Here is an 18,359-nt window from a genome sequence, read left to right on the forward strand (position 1 = left end):
ATTGTGGACTAGACCATTCGCCGCTGTCTATGCGTACGCCCGAGTAATGCGGGCCCGTACGCGGAAGATCCCGCGCCCCGGCGACTCCGGCGGCCGGCGGCCCGGCGGTCCGGCGCCTCGGCGACCGTACCGGGACAGCCGCCGACAACGGCCTCCCATGGGAACGCGGGTACGCTCACAGCCGTGCCTTCCATGAACGACCTGGTCCGCCAGCACACCGCCCTCAGCGACTCCGACCTGGAGTGGCTGCACCTGCTGGTCTCCGAGTGGCAGCTCCTCTCCGACCTCTCCTTCGCCGATCTCGTCCTGTGGGTCCCCACCCTCGACGGCACGCGGTACGTCTCCGTGGCCCAGATGCGGCCCAACACGGGGCCCACCTCGTACCAGGACGACATGGTCGGCCACCTGGTGCCGCGCGGCCGCCGGCCCATGCTGGACGCCGCGCTCGACGAGGGCCGGATCGTCCGCGAGGGCGACCCGGAGTGGCGCGAGGAGGTGCCCGTACGCGTCGAGTCCATCCCGGTCCGGCGCGAGGGCCGGGTGCTCGGGGTCATCGCCCGCAACACCAACCTGCTGACCGTACGGACCCCGAGCCGGCTGGAGCTGACCTACCTCCAGAGCGCCTCCGACCTCGCCCAGATGATCGCCGCGGGCGCGTTCCCCTTCCCCGGCCAGCAGGTCGACATGGACGCCTCGCCGCGCGCCGGCGACGGCCTGATCCGCCTCGACGCCGACGGCATCGTGCAGTACGCCAGCCCCAACGCGCTCTCCGCCTACCACCGGCTCGGCCTCGCCGCCGACCTCGTGGGCCACCATCTGGGCGAGACGACCGCCGAGTTGGCCCCCGCCCGGGGCCCCGTCGACGAGGGGCTGGCCAAGCTCGCCAGCGGCTGGGCGCCGCGCGAGTTCGAGGTCGAGGGCGAGGAGGGCGTCATTCAACTGCGCGCCATCCCGCTCAAACCGAAGGGCAACCACATCGGTTCGCTGGTGCTGCTGCGCGACGTCACCGAACTGCGCCGTCGCGAACGCGAATTGATCACCAAGGATGCGACCATCCGGGAGATCCACCACCGGGTCAAGAACAACCTTCAGACCGTCGCCGCGCTGCTGCGCCTCCAGGCCCGCCGGATCGGCTCGGGGGAGGGGCGGGACGCCCTGGAGGAGGCGGTCCGCCGGGTCGGCTCGATCGCCATCGTGCACGAGACGCTGTCCCAGAATCTGGACGAGCGGGTGGAGTTCGACGAGATCGCCGACCGCGTGCTGGCCATGGTCGCCGAGATCGCCCCGGGCAAGGTGACCGGCCGGCGCACCGGCCGCTTCGGCGTCCTCGACGCCGAGGTCGCCACCCCGCTGTCCATGGTGCTCACGGAGGTCCTGCAGAACGCCCTGGAGCACGGCTTCGGCCCGGGGGAGCAGGGCACGGTCGAGGTGCTGGCGGTACGCTCCGCCGCCCGCGAGGACGCGCGGCTGCGGGTCACGGTGCAGGACGACGGGCGCGGCCTGCCGCCGGGCTTCGACGCCCAGCGCGCCGGGAACCTCGGGCTCCAGATCGTACGGACGCTGGTGGAGGGCGAGTTGGGCGGGAAGTTCGACATGGTGCCCGCGCCCGAGCGGGGCACGCGCGTCATCCTCGACTTCCCGGTGCGCGGCGAGAAACGCTGAGAAGCCGCACCGCTGAACGGTCGCGGCGCACAGCACTGAGCCCCGGACCGTGGATACGGTCCGGGGCTCCACAACTCACGTTGCTGTGCGCATCGGGGGTACTGCGCGCTGCGGCTCGGGGGCCGAGGGGCGTCGTCAGGCGGTAGCGTTACGCGCCCGGTTGCGAGCGGCGCGGCGCTTCATCGCGCGGCGCTCGTCCTCGCTGAGGCCACCCCAGACGCCGGAGTCCTGGCCGGACTCAAGCGCCCACTGCAGGCACTGCTCCATGACGGGGCAGCGGCGGCAGACGGCCTTGGCTTCCTCGATCTGCAGCAGCGCAGGACCGGTGTTGCCGATGGGGAAGAACAGCTCCGGGTCTTCCTCACGACAAACGGCGTTGTGACGCCAGTCCATGGCTGCTACCTCTCCTCGTATTGCGGGTACGTCGCTTGTGAATGTGAACGCTTTCACGAATCCCCCCGCGAATGAAGGGCCGACGCCACGTCGAAGAACGCGTGTGGTCCTAGAAAAGAGGAGGGGGTTCGGGCTCTCAAGGGGGCCGGTGATGAGCGGCCGTCCCGATCGCCATGAAGAGAGTCGCAAACCTCGGCGACGGATACAACCCCTTCCGGAAAGTTTTTTTGGATTCCTCGGTGTCGGCTAGGTCACAGCCGTACTTCCAGTGGGTGGAACCCAGCCTAAACGTTCGAGTGGAAGGACTTTAGGCCCTACCACTCACACAATCACACGCAGTGCCCGGCGTACGCCTGTGAACGTCACACTCGTTCGCAGTCCCAGGTGGTCGCCGTCCATCTGGAAGGGCAGTGGCACCTGGGAATGCAAGGTGAAGGCCGTCAAGTCGTGCAGCCCCACCACATGCTTGCCGCGCGGGCCGCGCTCCGGCGTTGACGTCATCAACTGGGCCACGTACCGAGTCGCCGCAGGAGTCGACAACTTGGCGAATCCGAGCAGGTCAAGGGCGGTGTCGAAGGACGCCTCGGGGGTGGCGTAAACCGGCCTGCTGCCGAAATACGTCCACGGCGAGGTATTGCAGATTATCGACACCACGAGATCCTCGACCGGATCCTCGCCCGGCCGTTCGAGGGTGATGGTGCCGTGCCGGCGGTTCGCCTCGCCCAGGAATTGCCGCAACACCTGTCGTGCGTACAGGGCATGGGTCGAACGCTTGCCGCGCTCCCGCTGCTGTTCCACCCGCCCGATCACCCCGGCGTCGAATCCCAGACCCGCGCAGAAGGTGAACCAGCGTTCCGGGACGCCCTCGTCGTCCGTCCCCGGAGTTCCGGACGCGAGGCCGAGGCCGACCGTGCGCTCGGTGCCCTCGCGCAGCGCGTTCAGCAGCGCGCCGGTCGCCTCCACGACGTCGTTGGGCAGCCCCAGCGCGCGGGCGAAGACATTGGTGGAACCGCCGGGGACCACGGCGAGCCGGGGCAGGCCCGCCGGATCGGGGCCGCCGCTCAGCAGGCCGTTGACGACCTCGTTCACCGTGCCGTCGCCGCCGAGCGCCACCACCAGCTCGGTGTTGCCGTCCTCGGCGGCCCGGCGCGCGAGGTCGCGGGCGTGCCCCCGGTACTCGGTGGTCGCGACCTCCAGCTTCAGGTCGCTGGCGAGCGCGTGCACCAGGACATCGCGGGTGCGGGCACTGGTGGTGGTTGCCGACGGATTGACCACGAGAAGCGCGCGCATGGGCGCCAGACTACCTACCTGGGGGTATGTGTCCCGCTCCTGGCCCATCCCGCCACCCGGCTACCGGCCCGCCCCAGCCCCCGCTCCCGCCGCCCGCGCCCCGCCCGTACGGACGCGGCCGCGCCGGGCGTACGGAACGGGCCTCGCGGCCGTACACAGCCCGGCCCACCGGCCCGTACGGACGCGGCCCGCGCCGGGCGTACGGAGCCCGGCGGCGCACTCCCTGGAGGGCCCCGCGCGGGCCCGGCGGGCTACCCTTCAGGGGTGAGTCCCAAGCAGAGCCCCAACGCCGCCCCAGCCCCCGCGCCGGCCGGCCCGCGACCGGCCCGGCTGACCGCGGCGGCGGCGCTCGCCGCCGTCGAAGGCGTGGCCCTCGCCGGCCTCGGCATCTACATGCTGGTCATGGGGCTGGTGGGCGACCCCGACAACCGGATGCAGGCGGAGACGGGCGGGGTGACCGTGCTCGTCCTGGCCGCGCTGCCGCTGATCGCCGCGCGCGGGCTGCTGCTGCGGCGGCGCTGGAGCCGCGGCCCCGCGATGATCACGCAACTGCTGTCGCTGCCCGTCGCCTGGACGCTCATCAGCAACGGCGGCGCGCTGATCGCCGTCGGAGCGGTGCTCGCCGCCGTCGCCGTGGTCGTCCTGGTCTTGCTGGTCAATCCGACGGCCACCGAAGCGCTGGGCATCGGCCCCCGCGACGCGTAGCCCGGCTCAAGGCCGCCCCGAGGGGCGGCCGGGGTTTCCCGCGAGCCCGGGTCACTCCTCCACGAGCAGCTTGTCGCGGAGCTGCGCGAGCGTCCGGGCGAGCAGCCGCGAGACGTGCATCTGCGAGATGCCGACCTCCTGGGCGATCTGCGACTGCGTCATATTGCCGAAGAAGCGGAGCAGCAGGATCTTCTTCTCGCGCGGCGGCAGGTCCTCCAGCAGCGGCTTGAGGGACTCGCGGTACTCGACGCCCTCCAGCGCCTCGTCCTCCGCCCCCAGGGTGTCCGCGACGGCCGGGGACTCGTCGTCGGTGTCCGGCACATCCAGGGAGAGGGTGCTGTAGGCATTGGCCGACTCCAGCCCCTCCAGCACCTCCTCCTCGGAGATGCTCAGCCGCTCGGCCAGCTCGTGCACCGTCGGCGCGCGGCCGTGCTGCTGGGACAGCTCGGCGGTCGCCGTGGTCAGGGCGAGGCGCAGCTCCTGGAGCCGGCGCGGCACCCGCACCGCCCAGCCCTTGTCCCGGAAGTGCCGCTTGATCTCGCCGACGACCGTGGGCGTCGCGTACGTGGAGAACTCCACGCCGCGGTCCGGGTCGAACCGGTCCACGGACTTGATCAGACCGATCGTGGCGACCTGGGTCAGGTCGTCCAGCGGCTCCCCCCGATTGCGGAATCGCCGCGCCAGGTGCTCCACCAGCGGCAGATGCAGCCGCACGAGGTGGTTGCGCAGCTCGGCCCGCTCGGGCGAGCCCACCGGAAGCTCCCGCAGTTCGAAGAAGAGCGCTCGCGCACCACTGCGATCATGGGGGTCGTGGTGCTGGTGCCACGTCTGGTGCTGGTGCTGATCCATGTGGTCCGCCCGCTCTGGTCGGTCGCCGGGCTGCTCCGGCTCCACGTCCGCCGGGTGCGGCCGGGCAGGCTGTTGCGGGATGCCCGGGGCGCGCACTCCCCGCGATGATGCAGTACTCACGGAGCCCCCTCTTCTGTCACGGCTGTCCGGGACCTGCGCCGCGCTTCTTGTGCAGGCTGATGCTGACCGTACGGTCGTCGGCGACCGTCGAGTCGACCTCGCCGGCCAGCGCGGAGAGCACCGTCCAGGCGAAGGTGTCGCGCTCGGGGGCGCGGCCGTCCGTGGTGGGCGCCGAGACGGTCACCCGAAGCGCGTCCCCGACCAGGCGGAAGACGCAGCTCAGAACGGAGCCGGGAACGGCTTGTTGCAGCAGGATCGCGCACGCCTCGTCGACGGCGATGCGCAGGTCCTCGATCTCGTCGAGAGTGAAATCCAAACGGGCTGCGAGGCCGGCCGTCGCCGTTCGCAGTACCGACAGGTAGGCACCCGCAGCGGGCAGCCGGACTTCCACGAAGTCCTGAGTCCCGGGCTCGCCTGCGATAGGGGACACCCTCACCTCCAAGGTGGCACAAGCTTGTTGAGCTGTTACGAGCGCCGGTCCCGCAGTCCTCGTGACGGAGACTGGGGAGCCGGCGCGGCACATGGTTCGCCCGCGACGCTATCGCGATCCGGGTCGCGGTGCCGCAGCCCCGCGGCTGTCACTCATGGTAAGCCCATGAGTACGGACAGTGGCTAGGGGTCTGCGGCCTCAAATCGAAAGAGAAGTCGTCCTGTTGGCGTTTCCGTCACTCTCCGCTATCGCCGCGAGAGCGTGGAGCGGCTCCCCGGACAACCGTTGTACGGTCCAGCCGTCCATCGGCTCGGCGCCCATGGCCCGGTAGAAGTCGATCGACGGTTCGTTCCAATCCAGCACTGACCATTCGAAACGCTGATACCCACGCTCGACGCAGATACGCGCGAGCGCGGCCAGAAGCGCCTTTCCGTGACCTCCACCGCGCGATTCCGGCCGCACGTAGAGATCCTCCAGGTAGATACCGTGCGTGCCCGTCCACGTCGAATAGTTACGGAACCACAGCGCGAAGCCGACCGGTTGGGCCGGAACGCCGTCCGCGCCCGCGCCGTTTTCGTCGCTCTCCGCAACCAGAGCGAAGACCGCGGGATGCTCCCCGAAGAGCGCTTCGCGAAGCTGTTCCGCACTCGCCCGCGCGTCCTCCAGGGCCCGTTCGTACGCGGCGAGTTCGCGGATCATCGCGTGAATGACGGGTACGTCGGCGGGGACGGCGGCTCGGATCATGAGTGCATGCTAACCGGACGGTCCGACAACGCGATCGGCGCTCGCGGAGCGGGGGCCCCAGGGGCCGCCGGCGGCCTCAGACGATCCGCTGGTCCACGAAGCACCAGCGCCACGTCTCGCCCGGCTCGAAGCTGCGCATCACCGGGTGCCCGGTCTCCTCGAAGTGCCCCGTGGCATGCCGGAACGGGGAGGAGTCGCAGCAGCCGACGTGCCCGCACACCAGGCACAGCCGCAACTGCACGGGATGGCTGCCCGCCGCCAGGCACTCCGGACAGGTGTCGTTCAGCGGGGCCGGCTCGGGGCGCGGCAGCTCGGGAACATGGGGGCACTCGCTCATGATGACCAGGTTAGATCGGGTGGGCGGACACGGCCGCCCGTACGCCGCCCCGCACGACACCTCGTAGGGCCGTCCCGTACGGCCTCCCGCACGAGAAGGAGCCGTAACAGCACATGATCAGGATGGGTGCGTAGCTCGATGGACGTGATGCCACTGCTGATGCTCGTCGCGGTCAGCGCGGCCGTGGCGGGGGTGGCCCGCCGGGGGCCCGTGCCCGCACCGCTGCTGCTGGTCGCCGTCGGGCTCGCCGCCTCGTACGTACCGGGCACGCCGGACTACACGCTCGACCCCGAGATCGTGCTGCCGCTGCTGCTCCCGCCGCTCCTGCACACCGCCGCGCTCGACAGCTCGTACCTGGACCTGCGGGCCAACCTGCGGCCCGTCGCGCTGCTCTCCGTCGGCTACGTCCTCTTCGCGGCCGTGGCCGTCGGCTACGTCGCCTACCTCGTGGTGCCGGACCTGCCGCTCACCGTCGCACTGGTGCTCGGCGCGGTGATCGCCCCGCCGGACGCGGTCGCCGCCACCGCCATCGCGCGCCGGCTGCGGCTGCCCTCGCGGATCACCACGATCCTCCAGGGCGAGTCCCTGGTGAACGACGCCACCGCGATCACCGCGTACAAGGTGGCGCTGGCCGCGGCGGTCGGGGAGGGGGCCACCTGGGGCGAGGGCGTCAAGGAGTTCGCGCTCGCGGCGGTCGGCGGCATCGGCGTCGGCCTCGTCCTGATGGGGCCGCTGCACTGGCTGCGCAAGCGGCTGCGCGAACCCCTGCTCCAGAACACGCTCTCGCTGCTCATCCCCTTCGTCGCGTACGCGGCCGCCGAGCGGTTCGAGGCGTCCGGGGTGCTCGCCGTCGTGACCGTCGGCCTCTACCTCGGCCACCACTCCTGGCAGGTCGACTTCGCGACCAGGCTCCAGGAGGCGGCGGTCTGGAAGATGGTCGCCTTCGTCCTGGAGTCCTCCGTCTTCGCGCTGATCGGCCTCCAGTTGCGGGTCGTGCTCCGCGGCCTCGGCGAGTACGGGGTCGCCGAGGCCGTCTGGTACGCGGCGGCCGTCTTCCTCGCGGTCGTCGCGGCCCGCTTCGTCTGGGTCTTCCCCGCCACGTTCCTGCCGCGGGCCCTGTCCGCCCGCGTACGCGAACGCGAACCCGACACCAACTGGACGGCGCCGGTGATCGTCGGCTGGGCCGGGATGCGCGGCGTGGTCTCCCTCGCCATCGCCTTCTCCATCCCGCTCACCACGCACGAGGACACCGACTTCCCGGCGCGCAACCTGGTGCTGTTCCTGACGTTCACCACGGTGATCGCCACGCTCGTCGTCCAGGGCCTCACCCTGCCCACCCTGATCCGCGGCCTGAAGATCCCCGGCCGCGACGTACAGGCCGAGACCCTGGCCGAGGCCCAGGCCCAGAACGAGGCATCCACCGCCGCCGAGCGCCGGCTCGCCGAACTCCTCGCCGACGACCGCAACGCCCTCCCGCAGCCCCTCGCCGACCGCCTCCGCACCGTCATGGACCGCCGCCGCAATGCCGTGTGGGAGCGGCTCGGCACGGTCAACGAGACCACGGGGGAGTCCGCCGACGAGACGTACCGGCGGCTGGCCCGGGAGATGATCGGCGCGGAGCGGCGGGTCTTCGTGGAGCTGCGGGACGCGCGGCGCATCGACGACGAGATGCTGCGCACGCTGCTGCGGCGGCTGGACCTGGAGGAGGCCGCGGCGTATCGGGAGGAGGAGACGGCGGAGTAGCGGGACCGCCGCTTCGGGACTTCTTCTACGGGGCTGTGTCCCCGTGCCCCGTGATGACGGCCGCCAGGGTCGTGCCCCGGGGGAAGGCGCTCTCCTCGGCCAGGGTCGTCAGGCCGTAGAGCGCCTTGGCGACGTATACGCGGTCCAGGGGGAGGCCGTGCCGGGCGGCGAAGTCGTCGGTGAAGGCGTCGAGGCCCGCGGAGCGCTTGGCGTAGCCGCCGCAGTGGAAGCGCTCGTCGAGCCGCCAGTCGCCGCAGCGCGAGCCGAAGGCGGCGCGCTGGAGGCTTTCGACCTCGTCGGCGAGGAAGCCGCCGCGCAGCACGGGGAAGCCTATGGCGGACCCGGCGCCCGCGAGTCCGGCGGCGAGGCCGGCGAGGGTGCCGCCCGTGCCGCAGGCGACCGCGACGACGTCGGCGACGCCGCGCAGCTCCCGTCCGAGCGAGAGGCAGCCGGCCGCGGCGGCGGCGTTGCTGCCGCCCTCGGGTATGACGAAGCACTCCTCGCCGGGTGCGGCGGCGTCCAGCAGCTCCGCCAGCACCGCGGGCTCGGCCTTTCGGCGGTACGTACCGCGACTGACGAACACCAGCCGCATGCCGTCGGCGGCGCACTGGGCGAGGGAGGGATTCAGCGGCCGGCCGGCCAGCTCGTCGCCGCGTACGACGCCGATGGTGGCGAACCCCAGCAGCCGGCCGGCGGCGGCGGTGGCGCGCAGGTGGTTGGAGTAGGCCCCGCCGAAGGTCAGCAGCGTACGGCGGCCGGCCGCCGCGGCCGCCCGCAGATTGGGCGCCAGCTTCCGCCACTTGTTGCCCGGCAGATCGGGGTGGATCAGATCGTCCCGCTTCAGCAGCAACCGCACCCCCCGCCGCGCGAACCGCCCGTCCCGCACCTCCCACACCGGCGACGGCAACCGCGGCCGCAGCGCGCTCTCCACATCCAGGTACGGACTCACCCACCCATTCTCACCGCCGCCCCCGTACGACCGCGTGGCACCCCGTGCCGGGGCCTCACCGGGGCCCGCACCGGGGGCACCGGCACGGCGGCCAGGCGGCGGTGAGCAGGGGGACGGCCGGGCCGCCACTGCGGAATACGCGTTCAGGGCTCCAGGTGCGACCGCTGTCGCGGGACACCGCCATGCTCATCAAGCGGTACCCCTGGTCCGTCGGCGCTGCCGGTTCACGGTTCATCGGGGGATCGTGGCGCTTGCGCCGCTGCCCGCGCGGCGGCGTGGTAGGCGTCGGTCCGGCGTCGCTCGATAGGCGTCAAACCGGTGTCACTGACGGTGTCTCAGGGCTAACGTGAAGTCATGACTATCGCTGTGCATGTGCCGAATGACGCCCTGCGCGCTGTGCGGATCGGCTTGCGGCTGAGCCAGGACGACTTGGCGAAGGCGCTCCGCCGGGCGGGCAGCGAGCTGGGGGAGCCGAACGACGCCAGCAAGCGCCTCGTGCAGCGTTGGGAGGCGGGGATCAGCCGGGCGCCGAGGCCCGTGTACGCCCGTGCGCTGGAGCGCGTCACCGGGGTGCCCCTCGAAGCGCTCGGGTTCGCGCTTCCGGTGCCGATGGCCAGGGTCAGCGGAGACGGCAGGGGAGGCCACGACATGGCGCCGAGCCCCGGGGGCGTCGCCGCCGCGTCGGTGGGGCCTCAGCCCGGGTCACGCGCGGCCGGGCTGAGGTACGGGGGCGTGTGGCTGTCCCGGTACGAGTTCTACTCCTCCGGCCGGGACGCCGAACTCGAAGGCAGGCACTACGTGGTCCTCGTGCAGCACGGCAAGCGGCTGACGGGGCGGTCCCTGCGCGGGGCCTCGTCCCACCCGGACTCACCGCTGTCGCTGGACCTCACGGTGGAGCAGAGCGTGGTCACGGGCACATGGACCGAGCAGACGGCCGGCGAGGGCTACTACCAAGGGGCTTCGTACCACGGGGCGCTGCAGATGCTCGTGGAGCCGACCGGCCGCCGGATGGCCGGGAAGTGGGTCGGCTTCGGCAAGGACTTCGACATCAACACCGGCCCGTGGGAGCTGCGGCTGATGGACACGTCCACGTCCAAGGCCACGCTGGAGCGGTACAGCGTCCCGCCGGAGATTTCCTAGCCGGCGGGCGCGTGCGGCGGGGTGTCAGGCCGCCGCCCGCGGGGCGGTAGCAGGGCGCCTTGGTCGGTTGGGGGTTATTTGAGGAGGTCGTGGACGCGAGCGCGGAGGGAGTCCATGGTGAAGCCCTTGGGGTCTATCTTTCCGGGCTGCCATTCGAGGTGGCCGATGACGGAGCGCTCGGTCCAGCCGTGGTGGCGGCAGATGGCGGCGGCGGCCTTGGCGATGGCGGTGAGCTGGGGTTCGGGCCAGGGGTCTTTGCCGTCGCCGAGGTTCTCGCACTCGAAGCCGTAGAAGTGGACGTTGCCGTCGGTGTTGGCCTCGTTGACGTTCGGTAGGCGTTTCTCGGCGATGACGGCGCGCAGGACGTCGTCGTCGCCGCGCCCGGCGTGGTTGGCGCGGCCGTAGCCGACCAGGTGGATGGTGCCGTCCTTGGCGATGACGCCGTGGCACAGCGGGCCCGGCAGGTCCGCGTGGCCCTTGCGGCAGAGGTCGACGGTGTTCTTGGTGCCCTTGGTGACGGTGTGGTGGATGACGACGCCGTGGACCGGGCCCCAGTCGCCCTGCTTGTTGCGGTTGTGGGTGCGCCACTCGCCGACCTCCACGACGGTGATGCCCTCGTCCTTGAGAATGTCGATGAATCGGCTCGCGGACATGGGTGGGGCCATGGCCGCCTCCTTTCTCCGGTGCGGACGGGCGCCGGTCGCGTACACCCGTATGACCTGCTTCTACCGGAAAGTTCGCAGGTGAACCAGGTGTTCGGATATCGTGCGAGCCGATCCGGCCGCGGGCGGATCAGTACGTCGTCGCCGTAGGGACAGGAAGCTCGGGCCAGTGGATTACGAGGCCGTACTCGAAGAGGTCGCCGCGTTCGTGCGGCCGCTGGTCGGACGCGGCCAGGTCGCCCGGTACATTCCGGCGCTCGCCTGTGTGGACGCGAACGCCTTCGGGATAGCGGTCGCCGACGTCGACGGGGGTGTGTACGGGGTGGGGGACTGGCAGACCCCGTTCTCCGTGCAGTCCATCTCGAAGGCCTTCAGCCTCGCCCTCGTCCTCGCCGAGGGCGGCGACATGATCTGGGAACGGGTCGGCACGGAACCGTCCGGAAATCCCTTCAACTCGCTGGTGCAACTCGAATATGAGAACGGCATCCCCCGCAACCCGTTCATCAACGCCGGCGCCCTCGTCGTCACCGACCGCCTCCAGACCCTCACCGGCGACGCAGGGGCCGCCACCCTGGAACTGATGCGCGCCGAGAGCGGCAACCGCGACGTCCGCTTCGACCTGGAGGTCGCCGCCTCGGAAGGCGACAACGGCGACCGCAACGCCGCCCTCGCCTACTTCATGGCCAGCTACGGCAACCTCGACAACGACGTCCCCACCGTCCTGGACCACTACTTCCGGCAGTGCTCCATCGAGATGAACTGCCGCGACCTCGCCCTCGCCGGCGGCTTCCTCGCCCGCCACGGGCTGCGCGCCGACGGCACCCGGCTGCTGCCCCGCCGCGAGGCCAAGCAGGTCAACGCGGTCATGCTCACCTGCGGCACCTACGACGCCGCCGGCGACTTCGCCTACCGCGTCGGCCTCCCCGGCAAGAGCGGCGTCGGCGGCGGCATCGTCGCCGTCGTCCCCGGCCGCTGCACGATATGCGTCTGGAGCCCCGCCCTCGACCCCCGCGGCAACTCCGTCGCCGGCGTCGCCGCCCTCGACCACTTCACCTCCCTCACCGGCCTCTCGGTGTTCTGACCGCCCCGCACGCGGTGGCGTGCGCACCTTCGGGCACGAGAGCATCGTGGGACCTACCAGGAGGTGCGACACCCCATGGACCATGAGCTGCGCGCGGAGTACGAGAACGAGGCGGATGCCGGGCGGCCGGACGCCGAGATCAGGCTCTGGCACGTGGTGCGCCAATACGCCACCACCGCCATGTGCGGACGCGAACTCTCCCCCGACGCCCCCGTCCGCTCGGCCGACGCCTGGGGCAGCGGCGAGGTGAAGGTGTGCCACTCCTGCGGGGCGCTCTTGCTGCGCGAAGCGCCATGAGCGAGCCCTATCGCGAACGCCCCTCCGCCGCCGTGCGCGGCGCCGTCGTCTGGACGCGCACGGCCACCGGCGAACCTGGCCGGGTGCTGCCCGACGGGTGCGTCGACCTGCTCTGGATGGGCGGCCGGCTGCTCGTGGCCGGGCCGGACACCCGCGCCCACCTGCCCTCCCAAGCCCCCGGCGACCGCTGCTCCGGGCTGCGCTTCGCCCCCGGCACGGGCCCGCCGCTGCTCGGCGTCCCCGCCCACGAGCTGCGCGACCGGCGCGTACCGCTCGACGCCCTGTGGCCCGGCCCCGTCGTGCGGCGCCTCACCGAGCACCTCGCGGCCGCCCCACTGCCGGGGCGCGCCCTGGAGCGCATCGCTCTGGAACGCCTCGCGGCGGGTCAGCTCGCGTCGGACCGTCTCGCGGCGGATCGCCTCGCACCGGACCGTCTCGCCGCGGATCACCTCGCTGCGGACCGTCTCGCGGCGGATCAGCTCGCTTCGGATCGCCTCGCACCGGGCCGTACGCGGCAGCCCGGCCCCGGCGCGTACGGCCCTGGGCCCAGCCCCCTTCCGTACGGCCCTGGGCCCCGCCCCCTTCCGTACGACCCGGTGATCGCGCGGACCGTCGAGGCCATGCGCGCCGGGCTGCCCGTCGCGACGCTGGCCGCCGACGTCGGCCTGGGGGAGCGGCAGCTCCACCGGCGGTGCCTGAACGCCTTCGGGTACGGGCCGAAGACGCTGGCCAGGGTGTTGCGCATGAACCGGGCGCTGGAGTCGGCGCGGGCCGGGCGCCCGTACGCCGAGGTCGCCGCCGAGGCGGGCTACGCCGACCAGGCGCACCTCGCGCGCGAGGTGAAGTCCCTGGCCGGGGTCCCGCTCGGCGTCCTGCTCCGCGGGGCCCCGGCGGCCGGGGATCAGCCGGCGGGCAGCGGGGCGAAGAGGTCCACCCCATTGCCGTCGGGGTCGTGGACGATGGCGTAGCGCATACCCCAGGGGGCGTCCCAGGGAGCGTTCGCCCCCTCGTATCCCGCGCCCACCAGCTCGGCGTAGACGGCGTCGACCTCGGCCGGGCCGTCGCAGGCGAAGGCGAGCGAGACCCGCCCCGGCCCGCGCGACACCGCGAATCCGGGCTGGAACGTACGGATCGTCTCGACCGTGTCCCACGCCAGCCGCACCCCGCCGGGCAGCACCGTTTTCGACGTGCGGCTGTCCGTCGGCGTCGGCGGGGAGATCGAGGCCGAGCCTGCGGTAGAAGGCGAGGGAGGCGGGGAGATCGGCGGTGACGAGGGAGATGAGATCGAATCGCGGTGTCATGCGGGCAGGTTAGGCACCGCGCCGGCGCCGGGTCTTGAACGAATCGGACACCGCGTGGGAGGGACCGGCCGGGCGGGCGGGACCGGCCGGGCGGGCGGGCCCGCCGCTCGGCAGGCCACCGCACGGGCAGGCCACCGCACGGGCAGGCCACCGCACGGGCAGGCCCGCCCTCGCCGACGGGGCCGTCTCACGGGCTCACGGGCAGCGGATGACCTGGCCCGCGTACGAGAGATTGCCGCCGAAGCCGAAGAGGAGAACGGGCGCGCCCGGGGGGATCTCGCCGCGTTCGACCATTTTGGAGAGGGCGAGCGGGATGCTGGCGGCGGAGGTGTTGCCGGACTCGGTGACGTCGGTGGCGATGACGGCGTTGACGGCGCCGAGCTTGCGGGCGACGGGCTCGATGATGCGGAGGTTCGCCTGGTGGAGGACGACGGCCGCCAGGTCGGCCGGGGCGACGCCGGCCCGTTCGCAGACGGTGCGGGTGATGGGCGGGAGCTGGGTCGTGGCCCAGCGGTACACGGCCTGGCCCTCCTGGGCGAAGCGCGAGGGGGTGCCCTCGATGCGGACGGCGTGGCCCATCTCGGGGACGGAGCCCCACACGACCGGGCCGATGGCGGGTTCCGCCGCCGTGGTGACCACGGCGGCGCCCGCGCCGTCGCCGACCAGGACGCACGTGCTGCGGTCGGTCCAGTCGACGACGTCGGTGAACTTCTCGACGCCGACGACTATCGCGTTGGTGGCTGCCCCGGCGCGCAGTGCGTGGTCGGCGGTGGCGAGGGCGTGCGTGAAGCCCGCGCAGACGACGTTGACGTCCATGGCGGCGGGCGCGGCGAGGCCGAGCCGGGCGGCGACGCGGGCGGCGGTGTTGGGGCTGCGGTCCACGGCGGTGCAGGTGGCGACGAGCACGAGGTCGATGTCGGACGCCGCGAGCCCGCTGTTGGCCAGCGCCTTGGCGGCGGCGTGGGCGGCCATCGCGTCGACCGTCTCGTCCGGTTCGGCGATCCGGCGGGTGCGGATGCCGACGCGGGTGCGGATCCATTCGTCGTCCGTGTCGACCATGGCCGCCAGGTCGTCGTTGGTGAGCACCTTGGCGGGCTGATAGTGGCCGAGGGCGAGCACGCGCGACCCGGTCATCGGCGGTTCCTCCTGCTGGAGCTGGAGCTGGACGGTTCCAGCCCGGGACGGTCAGGCACGGGACGGTTCGAGGCTCAGGGGCGCTCGTACGAGCCCGTGGGCACCGAGCCGTAGCGCCTGCGCGCGCCCGGGAGCGCCGCTGGTTCGCGCCTCGATGAGTACACGTCCCGACTGTTCAAGTCTCGACCGTACGGGCCCGGGGCGCGGGCATGTGATCCACCAACGTTCGGCCGCCAGAACTGGCACAACCCGCAGGTCGGCCTGGTGTCAATCCTCCTTGAGGGCCTTGGTCCTGTTCTCGGCCCGACCTCCATGGGGGTCGCTGGGCACACCACATTACTTGCTAGATTGCGCAACTGAACAACCAATGCCCGTGGCAGTCCGTCTCATTTCCGGAAGCCGTGTGAAAGAGGCACGTGAGCAAGGTGGTGCGTACATGACCGGGAATCGCGGGGCGCGTGGGGCTCGCGGAACTCGTGGCAATAGGGGTAATAGGGGCAGTGGGTCCAACGGGTCCAACAGGGCCGGCAGGGCCAGCAGGGCCAAGCCCAAGAAGAGGCGGCTGCGGCTCTTCCTGGGGATCGGCGTCTCGCTGGTCGTGCTGGCCGCCGCCGGCGCCGGATGGGTCTACTTCAAACTCAATGGGAATATCAACACCTTCGCCGCCGACGGAATCGCCCGAGAACGCCCGAAGAGCGGCGCAGCCGGACAGAACGTGCTGATTATCGGCTCCGATGCCCGTACCGGTGGAAATGACAAGTTCGGCGGGGGCGACAAGGACGACGTAGGGCGCTCGGACACCGCGTTCCTGCTGCACATATACGGCGACGGCAAGCACGCCGTCGGCGTCTCCATACCCCGCGACAGCCTCGTGGACATACCGCCGTGCAAGCTGCCCAACGGCGAATGGACCCACGAACAGTCCAACACGATGTTCAACGCGGCCTTCTCGGTGGGCCAGAGCGCCAAGGGCAACCCGGCCTGCACCCAGAACACCGTGGAGAAGATGACCGGCATGCGCGTCGACCACACCGTCGTCGTCGACTTCGCGGGCTTCTCCGCGATGACCTCCGCCGTCGGCGGCGTCAAGGTGTGCCTGCCCAAGGACGTCTACGAGGGCGACCTCAACCCCAACAAGCACGCGCGCGGCGAGCGGATCTTCCCCAAGGGCGTGCAGAACGTCTCCGGCCAGAAGGCCCTCGACTACGTACGCATCCGGCACGGCATCGGCGACGGCTCCGACATCGGCCGCATCCAGCGCCAGCAGGCGTTCGTCTCCAGCCTGATCAAGAAGATCAAGGACCAGGGGCTCAACCCCACGACGCTGCTGCCGCTCGCGGACGCCGCCACCAAGTCCCTGATCGTCGACCCCGGCCTCGGCTCCGCCGACAAGCTGCTCTCCTTCGCGATGTCGCTCAAGAACATCGACCTGCACAACATCAACTTCATCACCGTGCCCTGGCGCTACCAGGGCGCCCGCGTCGCGATAGTCCAGCCCAACGCCGACAACCTGTGGGCGACCCTGCGCGCGGACCGCACCCTCGACGGCGAGTACGCGGGCGGCAAGCAGGACGACCCCAAGAAGGGCGACAAGGGCGGGAAGGACGGCGGCTCGCCGTCCAAGGAGCACGTCTCCGGCGACGGGGTCGCGGTCGCCGTCTACAACGGCACCACCGTCCCCGGACTCGGCGCCCGCGCCGCCGGCGAGCTGAAAGACCACAACTTCACCGTCACCCGCACCGACACGGCCAAGTCGCAGACGCACACCGGCACCGTCGTCCAGTACGGGCCCGGCGCCGAGGACCACGCGAAGACCGTGGCGGACATGTTCCCCGGCGCGCGGCTCCAGCAGGTCACCGCCCAGGGCGTGGCCGTGGTGGTCGGCAAGACGTACGCGGCGACGCCCGAGACCCCCAAGGGCGGCGGCGACACCACGCCCGACGCGCCCACCAAGGTCAAGGAGAAGTCCCGGTCGGCGGACCAGGACCCCTGCGCCGATCTCTCGTACGGGTGAGCGGGCCATGGGAACCGTCCACCCACGTGATCCGTTTCCGGGTAAACGGCGAGTAATTTCTGTATCGCACCCATATGTTTCGCGCCATATGTTTCGTACCGCACGGAGGAGAGCCCCCATGCCCGCCACCCGTAGGGCGCTGCCCAGGCCACTGCTGGCCCTGCTCGCCGCCCTGTTCGCGCTGGCCGGCGCGGGCATGTTCGCCCCGCCGGCCCACGCCGACTCCACCACCGGCCTCCCGAAGGTCGCCGAGGAGCTGCGCAAGAGCCCCGTCTACGTCGACCCGCGCGTCAAGGACCAGCTCCCGGACGCCGACGCCGAGGCGCTCGCGAAGAAGATCAAGGACGCGGGCAAGCCGGTCTTCGTCGCGGTGCTGCCAGAGAACTCCGAGTTCCCGAAGAACAAGAAGCTGCTGGGCAATCTGCGGAGCCTGACCGGCATCACCGGCGTCTACGCCGTCCACCTCGGCGACCGGTCCTTCAGCGCGGGCGCCGACTCCCGCGTGATGTCCCGGAACTCCGTGGACAACCTCGCCGACGCCGTGCGCACCTCCTACGGCTCCGACACCAAGGGCCTGCTCAACCGGTTCGTCGAGCAGGCCGACGACCAGGCCAAGGGGCACGCCCCGGACTCCTGGAGCGGCGGCTCCGACTCCGGCTCCGGGACCAGCACGGCCGGGCTGATCACCGGCGGCGCCATCGTCGTGGCGGGCGGCGGCGGCGCGTACGCCCTCTACCGCCGCAGTAAGAAGAAGCGCGAGGAGCGCGAGCGCGCCGAACTGGAGACGCTCCGCGTGGTCGTCGACGAGGACATCACCGCCTTCGGCGAGGAACTCGACCGGCTCGACTTCACGCCGGGCGGGCCCGGCGCCGACGACGCCATGCGCGAGGACTACACCCACGCCCTCGACGCGTACGACACCGCCAAGTCGCGCATGGCGGCGGCCACCAAGCCGCAGGACGTCCAGGGCGTCACCGAGGCCCTGGAGGACGGCCGGTTCGCGCTGGCCACCCTCGCCGCGCGGCGCGCCAAGAAGCCGCTGCCCGAGCGCCGCGTGCCCTGCTTCTTCGACCCGCGCCACGGCCCGTCCGTACAGGACGTCGAATGGGCCCCCGCGGGCGGCGCGCCCCGGACCGTGCCCGCCTGCGCGGCCGACGCCGCCCGGCTCGCCGACGGCGAGGAGCCCATGTCCCGCACCGTCCAGACCGCCGACGGCCCCCAGCCCTACTGGAACGCCGGCCCCGCCTACGGCCCCTGGGCAGGCGGCTACTTCGGCGGCGGCCTCCTCCCCGGCCTCCTCATGGGCACCATGCTCGGCTCCATGCTCTCCACCCCCGCCTACGCCGCCGACTCCTTCGGCGGCCCCGGCGACACCGGAGGCTTCGAAGGCGGCGACAACTCCGGCAGCGACTTCAACCCCGGCGACTTCGGCGGCGGCTTCGGCGGCGGCGACAGCGGCGGCTTCGGAGACGGGGGAGGCTTCGGCGGCGACTGGTGACGGGCGGCCG

At 71.7% G+C, this 18,359-nt stretch carries 18 protein-coding genes and 1 pseudogene; 9 read left to right on the forward strand and 10 right to left on the reverse strand.

The features are described 5' to 3' along the window. Positions 1-192: 192 nt before the first annotated feature. The gene (locus IF55_RS20230) at positions 193-1,662 is read left to right on the forward strand and encodes a sensor histidine kinase (RefSeq protein ID WP_030878651.1); all 1,470 of its coding nucleotides are present in this window, start codon (positions 193-195) and stop codon (positions 1,660-1,662) included. 135 nt (positions 1,663-1,797) lie between these two features. Here IF55_RS20230 and IF55_RS20235 read toward each other — a convergent pair whose 3' ends face one another. Together IF55_RS20235 and IF55_RS20240 are read right to left on the reverse strand one after the other, a co-directional pair. After that, the gene (locus tag IF55_RS20235) at positions 1,798-2,055 is read right to left on the reverse strand and encodes a WhiB family transcriptional regulator (RefSeq protein ID WP_004937597.1); all 258 of its coding nucleotides are present in this window, start codon (positions 2,053-2,055) and stop codon (positions 1,798-1,800) included. Between the two features lie 321 nt (positions 2,056-2,376). Next, positions 2,377-3,345, reverse strand: a complete 969-nt coding sequence (locus tag IF55_RS20240) for a diacylglycerol/lipid kinase family protein (RefSeq protein ID WP_030878656.1) — start codon at positions 3,343-3,345, stop codon at positions 2,377-2,379. 264 nt (positions 3,346-3,609) lie between these two features. Between IF55_RS20240 and IF55_RS20245 the strand changes: the two genes are divergently transcribed. Then, complete coding sequence (locus tag IF55_RS20245; protein WP_030878658.1) at positions 3,610-4,050, forward strand: hypothetical protein; 441 nt, start codon at positions 3,610-3,612, stop codon at positions 4,048-4,050. A gap of 51 nt (positions 4,051-4,101) precedes the next feature. Here IF55_RS20245 and IF55_RS20250 read toward each other — a convergent pair whose 3' ends face one another. From IF55_RS20250 to IF55_RS20265, 4 genes are all read right to left on the reverse strand, one after another. Next, a complete protein-coding gene (locus tag IF55_RS20250; RefSeq protein ID WP_037963494.1) occupies positions 4,102-5,019 on the reverse strand; it encodes an RNA polymerase sigma factor SigF in 918 nt (305 codons plus the stop codon). Between the two features lie 16 nt (positions 5,020-5,035). Beyond that, the gene (locus tag IF55_RS20255; protein WP_030366270.1) at positions 5,036-5,449 is read right to left on the reverse strand and encodes an ATP-binding protein; all 414 of its coding nucleotides are present in this window, start codon (positions 5,447-5,449) and stop codon (positions 5,036-5,038) included. Positions 5,450-5,647: 198 nt separating this feature from the next. Beyond that, a complete protein-coding gene (locus IF55_RS20260; RefSeq protein WP_030878664.1) occupies positions 5,648-6,193 on the reverse strand; it encodes a GNAT family N-acetyltransferase in 546 nt (181 codons plus the stop codon). Positions 6,194-6,269: 76 nt separating this feature from the next. Beyond that, positions 6,270-6,530 carry a UBP-type zinc finger domain-containing protein gene (locus IF55_RS20265; protein ID WP_030878666.1) on the reverse strand — a complete coding sequence of 87 codons (261 nt, stop codon included), beginning with the start codon at positions 6,528-6,530 and terminating at the stop codon, positions 6,270-6,272. Positions 6,531-6,668: 138 nt separating this feature from the next. On the opposite strand from IF55_RS20265, the gene IF55_RS20270 reads away from it, so the two are divergent. Next, positions 6,669-8,273: a Na+/H+ antiporter gene (locus IF55_RS20270; RefSeq protein WP_030878668.1), complete on the forward strand. Its 1,605-nt coding sequence runs from the start codon at positions 6,669-6,671 to the stop codon at positions 8,271-8,273. 25 nt (positions 8,274-8,298) lie between these two features. Here IF55_RS20270 and IF55_RS20275 read toward each other — a convergent pair whose 3' ends face one another. Then, positions 8,299-9,222, reverse strand: coding sequence for a 1-aminocyclopropane-1-carboxylate deaminase/D-cysteine desulfhydrase (locus IF55_RS20275; RefSeq protein ID WP_030878670.1), 924 nt, complete (start codon positions 9,220-9,222; stop codon positions 8,299-8,301). A 354-nt stretch (positions 9,223-9,576) separates the two neighbouring features. Here IF55_RS20275 and IF55_RS20280 point away from each other — a divergent pair, with 354 nt between their 5' ends. Beyond that, positions 9,577-10,362 (forward strand): helix-turn-helix transcriptional regulator, encoded by a 786-nt coding sequence (locus IF55_RS20280; RefSeq protein ID WP_030878673.1) that lies wholly within the window; start codon positions 9,577-9,579, stop codon positions 10,360-10,362. A gap of 74 nt (positions 10,363-10,436) precedes the next feature. On the opposite strand, the gene IF55_RS20285 is transcribed toward IF55_RS20280, so the two are convergent. Continuing rightward, positions 10,437-11,027 (reverse strand): N-acetylmuramoyl-L-alanine amidase, encoded by a 591-nt coding sequence (locus tag IF55_RS20285; protein WP_030878676.1) that lies wholly within the window; start codon positions 11,025-11,027, stop codon positions 10,437-10,439. 166 nt (positions 11,028-11,193) lie between these two features. Here IF55_RS20285 and IF55_RS20290 point away from each other — a divergent pair, with 166 nt between their 5' ends. The 3 genes from IF55_RS20290 (at position 11,194) to IF55_RS20300 (ending at position 13,370) form a co-directional block, all read left to right on the forward strand. Further along, positions 11,194-12,105: a glutaminase gene (locus tag IF55_RS20290; RefSeq protein WP_030878679.1), complete on the forward strand. Its 912-nt coding sequence runs from the start codon at positions 11,194-11,196 to the stop codon at positions 12,103-12,105. A 75-nt stretch (positions 12,106-12,180) separates the two neighbouring features. Continuing rightward, positions 12,181-12,402 (forward strand): hypothetical protein, encoded by a 222-nt coding sequence (locus IF55_RS20295; RefSeq protein WP_030878682.1) that lies wholly within the window; start codon positions 12,181-12,183, stop codon positions 12,400-12,402. Continuing rightward, on the forward strand, positions 12,399-13,370 hold the full coding sequence (locus tag IF55_RS20300) for a helix-turn-helix domain-containing protein (protein WP_037963499.1): 972 nt from the start codon (positions 12,399-12,401) through the stop codon (positions 13,368-13,370). The genes IF55_RS20295 and IF55_RS20300 overlap by 4 nt, the downstream gene beginning before the upstream one ends. Here IF55_RS20300 and IF55_RS20305 read toward each other — a convergent pair. Both IF55_RS20305 and IF55_RS20310 read right to left on the reverse strand, forming a co-directional pair. After that, positions 13,304-13,703, reverse strand: a pseudogene (locus tag IF55_RS20305) (VOC family protein). The gene IF55_RS20300 and the pseudogene IF55_RS20305 overlap by 67 nt on opposite strands. Before the next feature lie 195 nt (positions 13,704-13,898). Next, a complete protein-coding gene (locus tag IF55_RS20310) occupies positions 13,899-14,837 on the reverse strand; it encodes a beta-ketoacyl-ACP synthase III (protein ID WP_030878686.1) in 939 nt (312 codons plus the stop codon). A gap of 436 nt (positions 14,838-15,273) precedes the next feature. On the opposite strand from IF55_RS20310, the gene IF55_RS20315 reads away from it, so the two are divergent. Both IF55_RS20315 and IF55_RS20320 read left to right on the forward strand, forming a co-directional pair. After that, on the forward strand, positions 15,274-16,851 hold the full coding sequence (locus IF55_RS20315) for an LCP family protein (protein WP_078644773.1): 1,578 nt from the start codon (positions 15,274-15,276) through the stop codon (positions 16,849-16,851). Positions 16,852-16,969: 118 nt separating this feature from the next. After that, positions 16,970-18,349 (forward strand): hypothetical protein, encoded by a 1,380-nt coding sequence (locus tag IF55_RS20320; RefSeq protein ID WP_030878689.1) that lies wholly within the window; start codon positions 16,970-16,972, stop codon positions 18,347-18,349. Positions 18,350-18,359 lie beyond the last annotated feature (10 nt).

Origin of the sequence: Streptomyces varsoviensis (assembly GCF_000718635.1) — a bacterium.
Classification (GTDB): Bacteria; Actinomycetota; Actinomycetes; order Streptomycetales; family Streptomycetaceae; genus Streptomyces; species Streptomyces varsoviensis.

Excerpts from the sequence above, each read along its gene's own strand:
- IF55_RS20230 (WP_030878651.1), top strand. The coding sequence starts at position 193 with ATGAACGACCTGGTCCGCCAGCACACCGCCCTCAGCGACTCCGACCTG.
- IF55_RS20235 (WP_004937597.1), bottom strand. The coding sequence starts at position 2,055 with ATGGACTGGCGTCACAACGCCGTTTGTCGTGAGGAAGACCCGGAGCTG.
- IF55_RS20240 (WP_030878656.1), bottom strand. The coding sequence starts at position 3,345 with ATGCGCGCGCTTCTCGTGGTCAATCCGTCGGCAACCACCACCAGTGCC.
- IF55_RS20260 (WP_030878664.1), bottom strand. The coding sequence starts at position 6,193 with ATGATCCGAGCCGCCGTCCCCGCCGACGTACCCGTCATTCACGCGATG.
- IF55_RS20265 (WP_030878666.1), bottom strand. The coding sequence starts at position 6,530 with ATGAGCGAGTGCCCCCATGTTCCCGAGCTGCCGCGCCCCGAGCCGGCC.
- IF55_RS20270 (WP_030878668.1), top strand. The coding sequence starts at position 6,669 with ATGGACGTGATGCCACTGCTGATGCTCGTCGCGGTCAGCGCGGCCGTG.
- IF55_RS20280 (WP_030878673.1), top strand. The coding sequence starts at position 9,577 with ATGACTATCGCTGTGCATGTGCCGAATGACGCCCTGCGCGCTGTGCGG.
- IF55_RS20285 (WP_030878676.1), bottom strand. The coding sequence starts at position 11,027 with ATGGCCCCACCCATGTCCGCGAGCCGATTCATCGACATTCTCAAGGAC.
- IF55_RS20295 (WP_030878682.1), top strand. The coding sequence starts at position 12,181 with ATGGACCATGAGCTGCGCGCGGAGTACGAGAACGAGGCGGATGCCGGG.
- IF55_RS20300 (WP_037963499.1), top strand. The coding sequence starts at position 12,399 with ATGAGCGAGCCCTATCGCGAACGCCCCTCCGCCGCCGTGCGCGGCGCC.
- IF55_RS20310 (WP_030878686.1), bottom strand. The coding sequence starts at position 14,837 with ATGACCGGGTCGCGCGTGCTCGCCCTCGGCCACTATCAGCCCGCCAAG.
- IF55_RS20315 (WP_078644773.1), top strand. The coding sequence starts at position 15,274 with ATGACCGGGAATCGCGGGGCGCGTGGGGCTCGCGGAACTCGTGGCAAT.
- IF55_RS20320 (WP_030878689.1), top strand. The coding sequence starts at position 16,970 with ATGCCCGCCACCCGTAGGGCGCTGCCCAGGCCACTGCTGGCCCTGCTC.